Here is a 17256-nt window from a genome sequence, read left to right as displayed (position 1 = left end):
CCCAAGGGTTTGCTTTTTTTTACTTTTTGTTGCCCTAACTCCTGATAAAATAATTATGTTGAATGTATTTCAGGTTTATCCATTACCAATTATCAACACCTTTCATATCTGGAAGCTGATGAGCAATACCTTTATGACAGTCTATACAGGTTTTTTCACCTGAAGCTAAAGCGTCAGAGTGCATCTTAACACTGCGATTACCTTGCTCAGAAAAGTCCATATAATCAAAATCATGACAATTTCGACATTCTAAAGAGTCATTAGCTTTCATTCGTTTCCACTCACGCTCAGCCATAGAACGTCGATGGTCAACAAATTTTTCGCGAGTATCTATAACGCCGGTTAACATTCCCCAAACTTCTTTACTGGCGGCAATTTTACGTACGATCTTATCTGTCCATTTTTTAGGTACATGACAATCTGGACAAGTAGCTCGCACACCTGAGCGATTAGCATAATGAATAGTTTCACGATATTCCTCATAGACATTGTCTTGCATTTCATGACAGCTAATGCAAAATTCTTCAGTGTTAGTTACTTCTAAAGCGGTGTTAAAACCACCCCAAAAAATAACACCACCGGCAAAACCGATCACTAAAATAAACCATAATGCGGCACTATTTGGTGACTTCAAAAACATCCACAAATTTTTTAGCATGTTAATCTCCTATATTTTGCAACTATTTACTCATGACCTAAAGATTCAACAGGCTCAAAGGTGTTATCTACCAGAGGCGCTGCATCAGCTTGTGTAACATGACATTGCAGGCAAAAATAACGACGAGGAGAAACATCCGATAAGGTTTTACCATCGCGGGTTTCATAATGCGTTAAGCTAATTTTCGTTGCACCTGTTTCTGCGGCATATTTCCAACTATGGCAGTTCAAGCATTTATTACTGTTTAAGTCGACACGATAACCTCGTATTTGATGAGGTATTACTGGCGGTTGATGCACATAATTACGCGCGATAGGATTCTTATCCTTAATTACACGCTTTAATTTTTCCGCTGGGCGGGTTTCATCAATAGTTGCCGCCCCTCGAATGGTGGCTAAGCCGCCGGGGTTAACCGTTTCTTGGGCTATGGTTATAAACGTTATAGCAAACGCAGAAACAGCAACTAATAAAGTTAATAATTTCATTTCTCTCTCCTACACATCGATGATAGATTTATCGATGTATTAATTTTTCAACATTAAGCTTTAGTGACTTTAACCGCACATTTCTTATAATCAGTTTGCTTTGACAGCGGGTCGGTTGCATCTAAGGTGACTTTATTTACTAGCTGCTTAGCGTCAAACCATGGCATAAACACTAATCCTTTCGGGGGGCGGTTTCGGCCTCTGGTTTCAACTCGAGATTCAACTTCGCCTCGACGAGACGCCATTAAAACCTTATCGCCTCGGCGTAAATCACGTTCTCTAGCGTCATCAGGGTGCATAAAAATCACCGCATCAGGAAAAGCTTTATGAAGTTCAGGTACTCGCGCAGTCATTGAACCTGAGTGCCAATGTTCCAGAACACGTCCGGTGCTCAGCCATAAGTTATATTCTTCATCTGGCGATTCCGCTGGTGGTTCATATGGCAGAGCAAAAATAACCGCTTTATTATCTTTATGACCGTAAAACTGCACTTCACTGCCTTTTTCTACGTAAGGATCATGGCCTTCTCTAAAGCGCCACTTGGTTTCTTTACCGTTGACCACTGGCCACCTTAAACCACGCTCTTCGTGATATCGGTCAAACGGTGCTAAATCGTGACCATGGCCGCGACCAAATTCAGCATATTCTTCAAACAAACCTTTTTGGATATAAAAACCAAAAGCATCGCCTTCGAAGTTGGTATCGCCTTTTGACTCACTCATCGGGAACTTATTCACTTTACCATTAGCGTATAGCACGTCGTATAACGTTTTACCGCGAAGCTCTGGTTGTTTCGCAATCAACGCTTCTGGCCACACTTCTTCGACTTTAAAACGTTTAGAAAACTCCACCAATTGCCAAAGGTCTGATCGCGCATCACCTGGCGCATTCACTTGTTGATGCCAGAATTGTGTCCGACGTTCGGCATTACCGTACGCACCCTCTTTTTCTACCCACATCGCCGTCGGTAAAATAAGATCAGCAGCTTGTGCAGTAACGGTGGGATAAGGGTCTGACACGACAATAAAATTTTCTGGATTACGATAACCCGGAATTGCCTCTTCATTAATATTCGGCGCCGCTTGCATATTGTTATTACACATCACCCAATAAGCATTGAGTTTGCCATCTTTTAACATACGATTTTGTAATACGGCATGATAACCAGGTTTAGGTGGAATAGTCCCCTCTGGCAACTGCCAAATTTTCTCAGCTATCGCTCTATGTTTAGGGTTTGCAACTTGTAAATCAGCCGGTAAACGATGTGAAAATGTTCCGACTTCTCGCGCGGTTCCACAAGCTGAAGGCTGCCCGGTTAAAGAAAACGGGCTATTGCCTGGTTCAGAAATTTTTCCCGTTAATAAATGCACGTTGTACATTAAATTATTAGCCCAAACACCACGAGTATGTTGATTGAATCCCATGGTCCAAAATGAGGTGACTTTCACTTTAGGATCAGCGTACAACTTCGCCATTTCAATCAAATTAGCTTCTGGCACACCCGATAATTTTGATACAGACTCAACCGTATAAGTGCTGACAAACTTAGCATAAGCTTCAAATGTCATCGGTTTTGACTCACCACTACCGGCATTTTTAGCCGCTTTTTCTAATGGATGCGTTGGACGTAAGCCATAACCAATATCGGTAACGCCTTCACGCACATTAACATGCTTTTTCATGAAGTCTTTATTAACGGCATTATTTTGAATAATGTAATTAGCGATAAAGTTTAAAATAGCTAAATCGGTTTGTGGTGTGAAAATCATGCCATTATCGGCAAGTTCAAAACTACGGTGCTTATAAGTTGATAGCACATTAACTTTAACGTGCGGTGCACTTAAACGGCGGTCGGTGAGTCGCGACCACAAAATAGGATGCATTTCTGCCATATTTGAGCCCCAAAGTACAAAGGCATCAGCATTTTCCAAATCATCGTAACAGCCCATAGGTTCATCGATACCAAAGGTACGCATAAAGCCACCAACAGCTGAGGCCATACAATGACGGGCATTCGGGTCAATATTATTAGTCAAGAAGCCTGCTTTCATCAACTTAGAAGCAGCATATCCCTCCCAAACTGTCCATTGACCAGAGCCAAACATGCCGACTGATGTTGGTCCTTTCTTCTTGATTGCGGCTTTAAATTTATCAGCCATGACATCAAAGGCTTTGCCCCAACTTACCGGCGAAAAGTCGCCTTCTTTATCGTATTCACCATCAGTCATTCTTAATAAAGGTTGGGTTAATCGGTCTTTACCGTACATAATTTTCGAGAGAAAATAGCCTTTTATACAGTTCAAGCCTTTATTAACTTCTGCTTCGGGATCGCCCTGCGTTGCTACCACTTTGCCATGTTGAGTACCGACTAATACACTACAACCCGTGCCACAAAACCGACAAGGGGCTTTGTCCCATTTAATCGTGCTTTGAGACGATTGAGTGATCAAGTTAGTCGCTGACGCAGGGACCGCAACGCCAGCGGCAACAGCAGTTGCAGCAATTGCATTAGCTTTAATAAAATCACGTCGAGTTAAGGTCATAATGCTTTCCCCTGATGCTGTGGTAAACCGGCATCGTTATGATGAAATATTAGTGATGAAGAGATAACACCTGAGACATTGCTCATGTCTGTAATGGTATCTATGATGCGTTTGGCAGGATTGGTTTCTCCTTCAAGCCCCTCTACGGTGAAAACCAAACTGCCATTTTCGCCAGTTGCATGTATTTCAGCACCAGGAAATGCTTGCAAATCATCAGCAACTTTAGCCGCTTTGTCTGGGTAAGCCATAAACATAACGCCGGCAATATTTACTGGGCTTTCTTCTAAAAGATTAATCACATTTTTGCCCTCTTATAATTTTTCATTTGCTTTTGCTGAATGCTCAAGCACGGCTGCAGGCTTAGCGCCAAATACTTTTAAAATAAATACCGCGACTAAGGCTGTGGCGATAAAGCCAAAAATAAATATCAATGGCATTGAGGTATAGCCCAAAACATTCCATATTAACTGTTCTAAATCACTCATTATTTACTCCTAACAGACCTGTTGACAGGTTTATTGCCGACTCAGGGCAAATAGCAACACACGCGCCGCACCCCGTGCAATCAACCAATGTAATTTCAGGTTGAGGCACACTTCCATGAAGGTAGGTAAAGTTAATGGCTTCAGACTCACAACTGTCCTGACAAACTTGGCAGTGCACCTGATTTTTAGCTAAACAACTTGCTTCAATTTCAATAGTTAACTGCCAAGGGACAGCGCCCAAAGGTGTGAATAATGGCTCTTTGCAAGCCTTTACACATTGTTGACAAAATGTACATTCTCCAGCAAAAAAATTAATTTCAGGAAAACCACCATCACCTTTAACAATGATATTTTCCTCACAAGCATCCATGCAATCGCCACATTGCGTACAGCCTTGGGTAAATAACTTTTCGTCCACGGTCCAAGGTAATCTAATCGCTGACGGTGTAGAAACATGCTTAGCTCGCATAAAGTTACGACGGCTTAAATCAACCATAAATCCCCTCTACCTGAAAAGATAAAACAACTATATTTTTCCAAGTTAATTAAGTGACATAGATCACATGCAAACATTATTAACTGACGATACTGCATTTAATCAGTGCGTTACTTGATGTAAATCAAGTTTCTCTTGTACTTAATAGATAAAACCTGAATAAGGTAAGAATGATTAGCCCTAAAATGAAATTAGTTGTTAACCATGCGAAGTTATTTTCATTTTAGCTATGTACATTTAAATAATTTTTGAAGTGTTTTTTACATAATAACGACTTATTCACTCTTACTTTAAAGTGCGTAATGAGCTGAAATATCCACTGTTATTGTTTAAGTTAAGCACTTCCTGGCAGGAACCTTTAACTATCGTGGTAAAAAATTGAAATTAAAATTAAAATACAAGATATTGTTACTGCCCTTCGCACTTGTTTTCGATATAATGTTGCGCTTTAAAATTTTAGTTAAATTCTATTCATCCACTTTTAAAACAGGTAATTTGCATGTCTGTACAACAGCAGGAAGTCGACCTTCGACGCACCTTCGCTATTATTTCTCATCCTGATGCGGGTAAAACGACGATCACTGAAAAGGTTTTACTTTTTGGTCAAGCTTTACAAAAAGCCGGTACTGTAAAAGGTAAAAAGTCGGGGCAACATGCGAAATCTGACTGGATGGAAATGGAAAAAGAACGTGGTATTTCAATTACTACTTCTGTGATGCAATTTCCCTATAACAACTGCTTAGTTAATTTACTCGATACGCCGGGTCATGAAGACTTCTCAGAAGATACTTACCGTACCTTAACCGCCGTTGACTCTTGTTTAATGGTAATCGATGTAGCTAAAGGTGTAGAAGCCCGTACCATTAAATTAATGGAAGTTACTCGTCTGCGTGACACCCCGATAATTACTTTCATGAATAAAATGGATCGCGATGTACGTGACCCAATGGAAGTCATGGATGAAGTTGAAGACGTACTAAAAATTAAATGTGCCCCTATTACCTGGCCAATTGGCATGGGTAAAGAGTTCAAAGGCGTGTATAACATCTTAACCGATGAGATATTTTTATATCAAACAGGTCAAGGCCACACCATTCAAGAAAAGCGCGTTATTAAAGGTATTGATAACCCAGAATTAGATAAAGTTATTGGTGGCTACGCTGAAGATTTACGCGAAGAATTAGAGCTGGTTGCTGGCGCGTCACATGAGTTTAACCTTGAAGAGTTTTTAAAAGGTGAGCTTACACCAGTATTTTTTGGTACCGCATTGGGTAACTTTGGTGTTGACCATATGCTTGACGGCTTAACTCGCTGGGCACCAAAACCTTTACCTCGTGAAACTGATACTCGCATTGTTAATGCTGAAGAAGAAAAATTCTCAGGTTTTGTTTTTAAAATTCAAGCCAATATGGATCCTAAACATCGTGACCGTATTGCTTTCATTCGTATTTGTTCAGGCAAGTATGAAAAAGGCATGAAAATGAAACAAGTGCGCATCGGCAAAGACGTAAGAATTGCTGACGCTGTAACCTTTATGGCCGGTGACCGCTCTAATGTTGAGCAAGCTTATGCTGGCGATATTATTGGATTACATAACCATGGCAGTATTCAAATTGGCGACACTTTTACCGCTGGTGAGGATATGAAGTTTAGCGGCATACCAAACTTTGCCCCTGAAATGTTCCGAAGAATTCGATTACGCGATCCACTTAAAGCGAAGCAATTGCAAAAAGGTTTAATCCAGTTATCAGAGGAAGGTGCAGTGCAGGTATTTAGACCTTTCAACTCTAACGATATGATCGTTGGCGCGGTCGGTGTATTGCAGTTTGAAGTGGTTGTGCAACGTTTAAAAACTGAATACAAAGTTGACGCTATTTACGAACCTATCAGCGTAGCAACAGCGCGTTGGTGTACTTGCGACAATGAACGCACGTTTGAGCAATTTGAAAAGAAAGCTTATGACAACCTAGCATTGGATGGCGGTAATAACTTAACTTACATCGCCCCGACTATGGTGAACTTAAGCCTAGCGCAAGAACGTCATCCAGATATTAAGTTTCACAAAACACGCGAGCATTAATCTCCAGTAGGTTAATTTAGCGCAGTTGATGACAAGCAGTTGATGACAAGTAAAAGTTAATCACGTAATTTACCCATAAGCCTAGTCAATAACATTAGGCTTATTCACTCAAGTAAATGCCACACACTTGAGCCTTAATAGAATAAGAGTTAAATAAAATGAATATTAGTAACATCCTAAGTGAAAGAGTTAGTGCAGCAATGACAGCAGCAGGTTTACCTGAAGGCACAAATCCTGCGATAAGTTTATCTAACCGAGCAAATTTTGGTGATTACCAAGCCAACGGTGTTATGGGTGCAGCTAAAAAATTAAAAACCAACCCTCGTGAATTAGCAACCAAAGTGGTTGAAGCACTCGACTTAACGGGTATTGCTGAAAAAGTTGAATTAGCAGGCCCTGGCTTTATTAATATTCATTTAGACCAAAACTGGTTAGCAGCACAATTAAACCAAATATCGAACGATAAAAACTTAGGTGTAAACCAGTCAGAAAAACCACAGAACGTTGTGGTTGATTATTCTGCGCCAAACCTCGCTAAAGAAATGCACGTAGGACACTTACGCTCAACCATTATTGGCGATGCGGTTGTTCGTGCGCTTGAGTTTCGTGGTGAACATGTTATTCGTCAAAATCACATGGGTGATTGGGGCACGCAGTTTGGTATGTTACTCGCTCACTTAAGCGATAAACTAGCCTCGAATGAAGTGGCTGAAACGGCCCTATCAGATCTAGAAAATTTCTATCGTGAAGCAAAAATTCGTTTTGATAACGAAGACGGCTTTGCTGATCGTGCCCGCGATTATGTCGTAAGATTGCAAAGTGGCGACGCACATTGCGCAACACTATGGCAGCAGTTTATTGATATTTCAATTAGCCACAGTGAAGACATTTATAAAAAACTTAATGTCACATTAGCGCGTAAAGACATTATGGGCGAAAGTGCTTATAACGATGATTTATCAAATGTTATTGATGAATTAATGGCACAAAAAATAGCCGTTGAAGACCAAGGCGCTAAAGTTGTTTTTATTAACGAAATGGCCAATAAAGACGGCGACCCTTCTGTATTTATTGTACAAAAATCCGGTGGCGGTTACTTATATGCAACAACAGATTTATCTGCGTGTCGCTACCGTGTTGGTGAATTAAAAGCCGACCGAATTATTATTTTTACTGACGCTCGCCAAGCGTTGCATTTTAAACAAGTTGAAATCGTTGCCCGTAAAGCCGGTTTCTTACCGGAGCATGTAGGTTATGACCATTGCCCATTTGGCATGATGATGGGAGACGATGGTAAGCCTTTTAAAACCCGTACCGGTGGCACGATTAAACTCGCCGAATTACTCGATGAAGCAGTGGTTAGAGCAAAAGTTGTTATCGCCGAAAAAAATCCTGATTATACCGAAGCGCATTTAACTGAAATTGCTGAAAAAGTAGGGATTGGCGCGGTTAAGTTTGCTGACTTATCAAAAAACCGTACTAGCGATTATATTTTCAACTGGAAAACCATGCTCAGTTTTGAAGGCGCTACAGCACCCTACTTACAATATGCTTATTCGCGTATTAAAAGTATTTTCACTAAGGCTGATTTCTCAGCTAACGATGGCTTACCGGCCATTGTTATTATCGAGCCACAAGAAAAAGCGCTAGCGCTAAAACTATTACAGTTAGAAAACGTGATAGATTCTGTCATTAGCGAATGTACACCAAACCTGTTGTGTAATTACTTGTATGAACTTGCGAGTCTTTACATGAGCTTTTACGAAGCTTGCCCAATATTAAAAGATGATATTGCTGATGACGTTAAACAATCAAGGCTAGCCCTTAGCTACATTATTGCAAATACCTTAAAGCAAGGATTAGATATTTTAGGTATCGACGTTATGGAACGCATGTAAAATATCTACGGGACAATATGCTGTAAATGAAAATATTACTCATTGATAACACTGAGAACCAGCTGCTCGAGCTTAAACAAGACCTTACTAAGTCTCGAGCTAAGTTTGCGCATGTAAATGGCTTAAACGCTGCAATATCAGCACTTTCAAAGCACAAGTTTACAGTTGTAATAAGTGCTGCCATCGTTGATAAAAAAGATGGCAACACTATTTTTGCAATGATCGCCAAAAAATTTCCAGCCATTGTTCGTATTTTAATTAGCAATAATGAACAACAAACGCAAAACAATGCACATTATTCTTTTGCTCAACCTATAGAATGTAAAACCATTATTAGCACCATCGCTAATTTGGCGAATCATAATAAAGCCATCACTAAAGATATTATTGTAAAAACCGTTGCTAATATAAAAACGCTACCTAGCCCGCCTAAAGTTTATATGCAGCTAAATGCTACCTTAAAAGAAAGTAATACAGACTCACAAAAAATTGCTCAAATTATTCAACAAGACCCTGCACTAACAGCCAAAGTGCTTCAGTTCTCTAATCATACTTTTGCGACCGGTTCAAAGCCGATGATGAATATTTCAGATGCCATCACTAAAATGGGCATTGACACCTTATGCTGCATTGTAATGACCGCCGAACTATTCTCTTATGCGCCAAAGATCAAAGGTTTTTCAATCCAGGATGAGCAATTGCATTGTTTAGCCACAGCAAAACTTGCGGCTTCAATGGTCAAGCCAGAATTAAAACAAGACACCATGATCGCGGGCTTATTACACGACATTGGTAAAGTTGTATTATTTGAGATGAATGAAAAAACCACCGAGTTATTCTTTTTGCACCGTGTGAGCGATGACAATAATATCGATTTAGAAAATAAAATGTTTGCTAGTGATCACTGCCATGTTGGTGGTTATTTATTGCATATGTGGGGTTTTTCCTACCACATAATTGAAGCCATTATTTTACATCACCGCCCCGAAAAGCTATTACAAAAATCCTTCGGCACAGCACAAGCTGTTTATCTTGCCAATGTGCTTGTTCATCAACAAACACCCAACGCTGAATTTATTAGTCATTATAAATTAAACGACGTTATTGATATACTCACCCAACGGGCGAATAAATTAATTTAGCCTGCTCCTTAGTCTAAGCATGGCATTAATAAACACCACAGGAGTTAAGATGGAAAATACCTTGAGCTTTACCGATAGCCATTGTCATCTTGACTTTGATAATTTTAATGCCGATTTCCCCAGTTTACTTAATCAATGTTATCAAGCAAAAATTCGTAATATTGTTATACCTAGTATTGGTCCTAAAAATTGGCAAAGAGTGCTTACACTGACCAAAACACACAGAAACGAAAAATTATCACTGCATGCTTGTTTAGGTATTCATCCATGGTTTCTTAATGATTTAACCGAGCATAGTTTGAGTGATTTAGCTCACTTAGTGAAAAATAATATCGATGATATAGTGGCTATTGGGGAAGCAGGGATTGACGGTGTAATTGATAAAGAGCAAAATAATTTAGCATTACAAATTCAAGTTTTTGAGCACCAAATTGATTTAGCAAAATCATTCAGTCTACCTATCATTGTTCATCATCGCAGAACACATCAAGATATAACCCGTATACTAAGAGAAAAAAAAACACCTCAAGGTGGAATTATTCACGCATTTTCAGGCAGTTATCAACAAGCATGCCAGTACATTGATCTAGGTTTTAAATTAGGTATTGGTGGGACTATTACCTACCCAAGAGCTGAGAAAACCATTAAAGCAGTTAAACGCTTACCGATAACAAGCTTGGTATTAGAAACCGATGCGCCTTCAATGCCATTATATGGTTTTCAGGGCGAAAATAACACACCGCTGCAGCTTATTAATGTTTTTCAAGCTCTGGCTAAAATACGCAATGAATCAACTGAAGTTCTTGCCCACGCACTGCAAGAAAATATCACCGCTATTTTACCTAAGCTAAGTTCTTAACTGCATTATTTAGTTGGAGGTCTAAATCCTTGGCGGCTGAAGCGATTTAAACCACGCGTTAAGAGAAATCCAATAACACCCGCAACTATCATCAATATGCGCATAATATCGTATTGAGAACGGCTATTATCGGCCAGTTCATCAGCCAACATCGAACGATGAAGCGATAGTCTAATATACCCGTGTAACTTGTCACTACGAAGTTCCTGCACAAAAGGAAATACATCACCCGTTTGGTTTATTTTTCTAATGCTAATACCAAAAAGATCATTAATCGACTCTGCTTGCTCAGAACTTGCCATGGCTTGCCCTGTAATACCATATATATGGACACTTTTTACTAATGGCTGCTGAACTAAGGTATCGGTATATTGTTGTAACTGGTTTGGTTTTTGCGCTAAATAAGGCATAGCGCTTGTTGCGGCTTGTGCCAAGTAAAGCTTACCAATTTTATTGGCATGATCTTGAATATGCATTTGTTGAGTGTCGCGACTAGTCACCCAAAAATCCATCAATAAAACAATCAACAAAATAGCTATAGCTAATTGCAATATTTTATTATAAATCGACGATAATTTAGGGTATAAAGGCTGTTCTATTTGCTTCATCAAACGAATTGCTTCCTACATTTTTATAACTACAGTATAGAACTAAATTTAAATATTTTATACTAGGATAATCGTTTTAAAGCGTGTTTTTCAAATAAGGCATTACCGTGACAAACCAAAATAAATCTTTTCCTTTGAACGATATTCAGCACTTAAATTTAGCACAATGGTTACCTGTCGACTCTACCACCAACAATATGGCTATTAATTATGATCAAGCACAGCAAACCTTTGTTTTAGGTGAACAGGATAATGCGACAGCCCAAAAGAATGTAACAGACACTATCGAGCTTGTTGTTTTTGGTGATATCAAAGTAGCCACCTTAGTAAATTTGATCAACGAGTGCGAAATAAGTTTGCTCTGCCTGTATAAAATTAATCAGCGAAATAACGCTATAAGCTATAGATTGGGTGTAAAAGTAATCGATATTAAACAAGCCAGAGATCGCTTGTCGACATTCAATATTGCCGAAAAAATTGAATCCGCATTATTACTCAATGCACCAACACTTTCATCACCCGGTTTGCTAGTAATGGATATGGATTCAACCACCATAAAAATTGAATGTATTGATGAAATAGCGGCACTTGCCGGTGTTGGTGAAGAAGTAGCAGCAGTAACTGAACTCGCGATGCAAGGACAACTGGATTTTAGCCAAAGTTTGCATCAACGTGTTGCTAAACTACAAAATGCACCTGAAGAAATATTAGCGCAAGTAGCGAAGAATATACCGCTGATGGAAGGTTTAGAAACCTTAGTAATCGCGCTTAAAAAACAGCATTGGCGTGTGGCGATTGCCTCAGGTGGTTTTACATATTTTGCCGATCATTTAAAACAAATGTTATCACTAGACGCCGCCGTAGCTAACGTTTTAGAAATCACAAATCATAAACTAACTGGAAAAGTTTTAGGTGATGTAATAGACGCAAAAGCAAAGGCAGATTGTTTGCAGCAATTACAAAGCGAATTTAATATTGCGACGACACAAACCGTTGCTATGGGTGATGGCGCTAACGATTTGGTAATGATGGCAGCTGCACATTTAGGTGTTGCCTTTCATGCAAAACCTTTAGTGCTCGCTCAAGCAGATGCTTGCATAACAACGTCTGGCCTAGATTGTTTATTGCACTGGCTTAAATAATCAATAATAGGGGCAACTCGCTAGTTGCACAGTTGCCCTAAATATTAACACTATAATTTAGCCTTTGCGCATTAAACGATAACGAAAAATCACTTCTTGCGTGATATCAAAAACTTGCGCAATACCCGCGACGCTCCAAATCTCTTGTTCAATTTGTTTGCCGCGATGAATGGCGTAAGAACTAATATAGCTAAGTTCTGGATTCAAGTGGTTCATATCAGGTCCCCCAGCACGCGATAGTTTCACCAACACACAGAAAAACTGGCCGTTTTTCAAGGCTTGATGAATAAAAGATTGCTTTAATTCATCACTATCTAACTCTACAGACAGCTTTATTGTTACTGCCTTATCTACCCTATCGACGCTAGGATTAATCGCGATATAAAGTACTTTAGAACTCGCAGTTTCCGTGTTCTGCATTTTCTTAAGCTTAACCGTCAAGTTATTCATAAAATCTGCGTGCCCCAATATGGGGTATAAGTTGTAATAAGATTCACGATCGCTTAATTGCGCCATTTGTGCCATTAATTTGCCACTAGGGTCGCCACTTGCAATAACGTTTGACTTATAACGGCTACCACTTGTTTGCACAACAAGTGTCGGTAGCTTTGTACTTGCACTGTAAATATTCCTCAGGGCTTTAGCTAAGCCAGGATTAGACTGAGCATATTCGTCTGAGGTTAATTTATGACGGTTTTTATCAATTAATGCTTTAAAAAACTTACGGCCTATATGTTGATGTTTTTCAATATAAACTCTTAAATTAACGATAGTTTTAGTACGATTAACCCGTATGACTTCATAGGGTAAGCCAGTTAAATCGAACGCCGAAGTGATTTGTTGCAATTTAGGCAAAGCTAAATGAACAATATTACCTGCCACCAAGGCTGTTGCTTTATCAAGCACAATTTTTAAACCCGATGTTGAGAAATTAAGTGAAAAACCTGGCGAGATAACATTGTCAATTTCAATATTAGCCGGTGTTTTATATGTAAAGCGTAATTCTTGTCGCTGATTTCTATAGTTTATGCCAACTTCATCAACACTGAACGGTTTACTTAAACGTTTATGACCAAACCTTTTCAATTTAACCGTATTAATTCCCTCATAAGACAACGCCTTATATGCTTGTACCGTTTCATCATGCGTAACATCACTTATCACAACAATATAAGGTGTTTTAGCTAAAAGTACCTTAACCTCTTCAGATACAGGGGCATTTAAATATTCATTTTTCTGCGTAATACTATTTGATAACGTAAAGTGAGATTCGGCGCGGCTTGTATCTACATCCAACAAGCTTAATTGAGAAACCGAGAAATACTCTTTTGACGCAGAAAACCCCAAGAATTGCTGCATAAACTCAGGATCATCACTCAGCTGTATTTCATCTGCAGTATAAAAATATGACTTACCTTTACTTTTATGTATAAAACTAAATACTAATAATGATTTCCCGGATAAAGCTAATTTTTTAAGTCGAATAATTCGCTCTTGCGATATTAAACAATATAACGTCGAATAATGACTTTCATCCTGCCAATACTGGTAAATATCTTGGTTATTATTACAAGTTAGCGCATATTTAGGGGTTAAAAGCTTAGCGTTCTTTTCAATAAAAACCGGCAATTCATTGGACTTTGGCATAACAAACTGTTCAAAACTGCGTGTTTTTAATGCGCTAATGGTATTATCTAAATTGATTTTGTAACGTCGCTTATTGCTCTGAATAAAACTAATCAGGTATTTTGAAAAACTATCTGAATTCGATAGATCTTCGATCACTCTTTTAACACCGACCAATTGCATATTATCTAAAATGGTGACATTTTTAACTTCGTAGATTAAGTCGCTATCATCAGTTAATTGGTATTGTTCTTCTAAACCAGTAAAGCGCAGCGTTATTTGTTGGCCTATATTAATAGTGCTTAAATCATTAACTCTGAATTTACAGCCATGAATACTTAGATCTGAAGTTGAACATTCAAAATCACGCTCATCAGCTATCGAAACTTTAATTGGAATAACAAAGTTCATTCGCTCTTCGGCGCGATCATAATAAGTGCCAAAACGGTAAAATTGTGCCGGAAACTGAGGTTTTTCTAATATTTTTCCTGTGTCCTCAGGTTGGCTTTTAGTTACCTTACTTTTCTCTTTTTGATAAATAACTCGAAAGTTATTCTCAGTATTCATTACAGCTTCGTATACACCTATAGTGTAGCCGCCATATCGCGAAAAAAATTCAGTGAAAACCACGCTGGCAATTCTATCTAAAAAGTGAATTCTTTCTTCATGCTCAAAAGCTTTACATTCGCCATCCACATGTCCTCGTAAATCAATCAGCCGACTACAAGGCGCTGCAAGTCGTTTTAATTCCATTTTTAACAGGAAGCTTTCAGTCTTCGACATGCTTTTTGTGACAGCGTTAAACCTAGCTTCAAAGTCACTAATTAAGACTTGGCCACTAAATTCATCAATAATTTTTTGATATTTTGAAAAATCTTTATTCATTTACGCTTCAATATCTTTACAATAAAGAAAACTACTTATCGTGTTTTGCGCTAGTATATGTGGCTTGTTATAAAATTAACACTACATGACTAGACACTACTTTGAAAAGTAACCCATTTATATTTAACTGTTTTAAAGCAATAACCATACCTGTTAAATAACTATAGAGGTAGAAAAACAATAAACCTTCGCTTGAAACAATAAAATTTACACCAAACTATTTAAGCAACTGATTATAAACATAAAAATATAGATAAACAATTTCACTGACAAACAGCTATAAATATATATTAATCTGGTTTTTTGTCATAATTTTGACTAATGATAATTGGTTAAAATATTAATTTTTGAAATAGGCAGCAAATGGCAAAGTTAGCAAAAATAGAATTCGTTTGTACCGACTGCGGTATGAACTACCCTCGTTGGCAAGGTCAATGCCGATGTGGCGCATGGAATACCTTAGCTGAAATGAAAATCTCTCCTAGTCAGAGTAAAAGTGCCACCAAAAGTCGTACCTCATCTGGAGGTTACGCTGGTGGTACGGGGGGTGGTTCTAAAAAAATTAATGAGGTTGAAACCACTGAGGCTGAAAAACAGCTAACCGGCATTGGTGAGCTTGACCGTGTATTATGTGGCGGTGTTACTACTGGCTCAGTCAATATTATTTCAGGCGATCCGGGGGCGGGTAAAACCACCCTGCTTTCCGATTTAGTTTCCCGTATGTCACAATTAATGCCTTCACTTTACTGTACCGCGGAAGAATCGCTTTCGCAGTTCAAAAACAGGGTGCAACGCTTAAAGCTTGATTATAATCCTGACGAATTGTATTTATTGTCTGAAACCAGTGTTGAAGCGATTATTGAAGAGCTAGAGCAAAAGAAAATTAAGTTTGCTGTTATTGACTCTATTCAAGCAGTAGTTACCGATAATGCCAATGGCAGCCCTGGTTCTCCGTCACAAGTAAAAAGTGCTGCGCAGGCATTAACGCAATACTGTAAACAAAATAACGTCACCATGTTTCTTATTGCCCACGTTAATAAAAATAATGAAATAGCTGGGCCTCAAACCTTAGTACATATTGTTGATGCACTACTGCATATCGACACAAATGATGGCCAAATACGCACATTAAGAGCCAATAAAAATCGCTTTGGTGATATTGATACTGTCGGTATTTTTAAAATGTGTGAACGCGGCATGCTAAGCGTTGACAACCCAAGCGAAATATTTTTATCGGGCTCGAGCACTGAATCTCCGGGCTCAGCGATAACTTGTATACGAAAAGGCAACCGGAATTTATTACTAGAAATTCAGTGTTTAACCACAGAAACCGAAGCCGAATTTCCACAACGAGTTTGTGTTGGTTTGAATATGAATCGCATAAAAATGCTTACCGGCATTTTACGCAAACATACCAAAACTAAAATTTATCATGATACTTTTTTCAATATTATTGGTGGCCTTAAAATAGATGAGTCTGAAACCTGTATTGATCTTGCGCTGGTCACCGCATTGTTAAGCAGCTTGAATGAATTTGTTATTCCAAGGACAACTTGTATCATGGGTGAGCTGAGTTTAAATGGCGATGTACGCCCGATAGACAGTGGAGTTCCGCGAGTAAAAGAAGCCGCTCAACATGGTTTTAAGGAAATATTCATTCCGTTTAGAAATTACCATAAATCGATGGAAGGTTTAGGCGCAAAAATTACCCCGGTAAAAACTATTCATGAATTAATTGAGCTGATCAAATAGTAGATTGATAGCTGAGTGGCAAATATCGACCATCAGTGCCACTCAATTGCATCTGATCTTGCCAGTCAATTATATTCTTATTTTGGAGACTGTAAACGTTAAGTATTTATAAAAGCAGACGTAATAATCTATCTGCTTTATGGAAACTGTGAACACAAAATGGTCAAATTTACCACTCAAAACCTCACGGCCTTACGTTACATAGTATTGAAGCTAACAATCAGTCAGTCAGTATAATTTAATCATATAAGTGAGTGACTGCACAAACCAAGATACAGCTGAAGTAAGGGGTATTGCGGCGTGTGAGATAAAAAAAGTCTCCTCAATGATTGATCACAATTCGCTTTGAAAGACTTAAACCTATACCCGAAAACCTATACCCGAACCACTTTCAGCGACTTCAAGAGAGTTTTAGGGAGTTATTTTACACAACGGTTAATGATATCAGCAGCTGAACTTACCTGTAGTTACCTGTAGTTAATTTGTAATTTTACTGCTTCAATAAAGTACTTATTAAAGTTAATAGTTAATAAAAGCGTTAGTTGCATTAGCCTATAAGAATATCAGTACGGGATTGGTCATGTTCATACATGACAA

14 protein-coding genes are annotated in these 17256 nt (G+C 38.6%); 6 read left to right on the top strand and 8 right to left on the bottom strand.

The window, feature by feature from the left end; genetic code table 11:
* Window positions 1-82: 82 nt before the first annotated feature.
* From B5D82_RS14275 to napF, 6 genes are read right to left on the bottom strand one after another with little or no spacing between them, the layout of a single operon-like run.
* A complete protein-coding gene (locus B5D82_RS14275) occupies window positions 83-658 on the bottom strand; it encodes a cytochrome c3 family protein (protein WP_081152451.1) in 576 nt (191 codons plus the stop codon).
* 26 nt (window positions 659-684) lie between these two features.
* The gene (locus tag B5D82_RS14270; protein ID WP_081152450.1) at window positions 685-1143 is read right to left on the bottom strand and encodes a nitrate reductase cytochrome c-type subunit; all 459 of its coding nucleotides are present in this window, start codon (window positions 1141-1143) and stop codon (window positions 685-687) included.
* A gap of 53 nt (window positions 1144-1196) precedes the next feature.
* Entirely contained in the window at window positions 1197-3686 is a 2490-nt protein-coding gene (gene napA / locus B5D82_RS14265) for a nitrate reductase catalytic subunit NapA (RefSeq protein ID WP_081152448.1), read from the bottom strand.
* Window positions 3683-3985, bottom strand: a complete 303-nt coding sequence (locus tag B5D82_RS14260) for a chaperone NapD (protein ID WP_081152447.1) — start codon at window positions 3983-3985, stop codon at window positions 3683-3685. The genes napA and B5D82_RS14260 overlap by 4 nt, the downstream gene beginning before the upstream one ends.
* Window positions 3986-3997: 12 nt before the next feature.
* Window positions 3998-4171, bottom strand: coding sequence for a TIGR02808 family protein (locus B5D82_RS14255; RefSeq protein WP_081152445.1), 174 nt, complete (start codon window positions 4169-4171; stop codon window positions 3998-4000).
* Window positions 4164-4667: a ferredoxin-type protein NapF gene (gene napF, locus B5D82_RS14250; RefSeq protein WP_081152444.1), complete on the bottom strand. Its 504-nt coding sequence runs from the start codon at window positions 4665-4667 to the stop codon at window positions 4164-4166. Before napF ends, B5D82_RS14255 begins: the two co-directional genes overlap by 8 nt.
* A 499-nt stretch (window positions 4668-5166) precedes the next feature.
* Here napF and prfC point away from each other — a divergent pair, with 499 nt between their 5' ends.
* From prfC to B5D82_RS14230, 4 genes are all read left to right on the top strand, one after another.
* Window positions 5167-6747, top strand: coding sequence for a peptide chain release factor 3 (prfC, locus tag B5D82_RS14245; RefSeq protein WP_081152442.1), 1581 nt, complete (start codon window positions 5167-5169; stop codon window positions 6745-6747).
* A gap of 158 nt (window positions 6748-6905) precedes the next feature.
* Entirely contained in the window at window positions 6906-8645 is a 1740-nt protein-coding gene (gene argS / locus B5D82_RS14240; protein WP_081152441.1) for an arginine--tRNA ligase, read from the top strand.
* 26 nt (window positions 8646-8671) lie between these two features.
* The gene (locus tag B5D82_RS14235) at window positions 8672-9787 is read left to right on the top strand and encodes an HDOD domain-containing protein (RefSeq protein ID WP_081152439.1); all 1116 of its coding nucleotides are present in this window, start codon (window positions 8672-8674) and stop codon (window positions 9785-9787) included.
* Between the two features lie 49 nt (window positions 9788-9836).
* The gene (locus B5D82_RS14230) at window positions 9837-10646 is read left to right on the top strand and encodes a TatD family hydrolase (RefSeq protein ID WP_245807481.1); all 810 of its coding nucleotides are present in this window, start codon (window positions 9837-9839) and stop codon (window positions 10644-10646) included.
* A gap of 5 nt (window positions 10647-10651) precedes the next feature.
* Here the strand turns inward: B5D82_RS14230 and B5D82_RS14225 are convergent, their stop codons facing one another.
* Window positions 10652-11254 carry an AhpA/YtjB family protein gene (locus B5D82_RS14225; protein ID WP_081152438.1) on the bottom strand — a complete coding sequence of 201 codons (603 nt, stop codon included), beginning with the start codon at window positions 11252-11254 and terminating at the stop codon, window positions 10652-10654.
* A gap of 107 nt (window positions 11255-11361) precedes the next feature.
* Here B5D82_RS14225 and serB point away from each other — a divergent pair, with 107 nt between their 5' ends.
* A complete protein-coding gene (gene serB / locus B5D82_RS14220) occupies window positions 11362-12396 on the top strand; it encodes a phosphoserine phosphatase SerB (RefSeq protein ID WP_245807480.1) in 1035 nt (344 codons plus the stop codon).
* 57 nt (window positions 12397-12453) lie between these two features.
* Here the strand turns inward: serB and B5D82_RS14215 are convergent, their stop codons facing one another.
* A complete protein-coding gene (locus tag B5D82_RS14215; protein ID WP_081152436.1) occupies window positions 12454-14907 on the bottom strand; it encodes a PilZ domain-containing protein in 2454 nt (817 codons plus the stop codon).
* Window positions 14908-15270: 363 nt separating this feature from the next.
* On the opposite strand from B5D82_RS14215, the gene radA reads away from it, so the two are divergent.
* Window positions 15271-16659, top strand: a complete 1389-nt coding sequence (gene radA, locus B5D82_RS14210) for a DNA repair protein RadA (RefSeq protein ID WP_081152435.1) — start codon at window positions 15271-15273, stop codon at window positions 16657-16659.
* Window positions 16660-17256: the final 597 nt, after the last annotated feature.

Origin of the sequence: Cognaticolwellia beringensis (assembly GCF_002076895.1) — a bacterium.
GTDB classification, from domain to species: Bacteria; Pseudomonadota; Gammaproteobacteria; order Enterobacterales; family Alteromonadaceae; genus Cognaticolwellia; species Cognaticolwellia beringensis.
This window is presented reverse-complemented; position numbering and strand designations above follow the sequence as displayed.

Bases quoted from the DNA above. Each gene is read 5' to 3' on its own strand.
- B5D82_RS14275 (WP_081152451.1), bottom strand. From the start codon at position 658: ATGCTAAAAAATTTGTGGATGTTTTTGAAGTCACCAAATAGTGCCGCA.
- B5D82_RS14270 (WP_081152450.1), bottom strand. From the start codon at position 1,143: ATGAAATTATTAACTTTATTAGTTGCTGTTTCTGCGTTTGCTATAACG.
- napA (WP_081152448.1), bottom strand. From the start codon at position 3,686: ATGACCTTAACTCGACGTGATTTTATTAAAGCTAATGCAATTGCTGCA.
- B5D82_RS14255 (WP_081152445.1), bottom strand. From the start codon at position 4,171: ATGAGTGATTTAGAACAGTTAATATGGAATGTTTTGGGCTATACCTCA.
- napF (WP_081152444.1), bottom strand. From the start codon at position 4,667: ATGGTTGATTTAAGCCGTCGTAACTTTATGCGAGCTAAGCATGTTTCT.
- prfC (WP_081152442.1), top strand. From the start codon at position 5,167: ATGTCTGTACAACAGCAGGAAGTCGACCTTCGACGCACCTTCGCTATT.
- argS (WP_081152441.1), top strand. From the start codon at position 6,906: ATGAATATTAGTAACATCCTAAGTGAAAGAGTTAGTGCAGCAATGACA.
- B5D82_RS14235 (WP_081152439.1), top strand. From the start codon at position 8,672: ATGAAAATATTACTCATTGATAACACTGAGAACCAGCTGCTCGAGCTT.
- B5D82_RS14230 (WP_245807481.1), top strand. From the start codon at position 9,837: ATGGAAAATACCTTGAGCTTTACCGATAGCCATTGTCATCTTGACTTT.
- B5D82_RS14225 (WP_081152438.1), bottom strand. From the start codon at position 11,254: ATGAAGCAAATAGAACAGCCTTTATACCCTAAATTATCGTCGATTTAT.
- B5D82_RS14215 (WP_081152436.1), bottom strand. From the start codon at position 14,907: ATGAATAAAGATTTTTCAAAATATCAAAAAATTATTGATGAATTTAGT.
- radA (WP_081152435.1), top strand. From the start codon at position 15,271: ATGGCAAAGTTAGCAAAAATAGAATTCGTTTGTACCGACTGCGGTATG.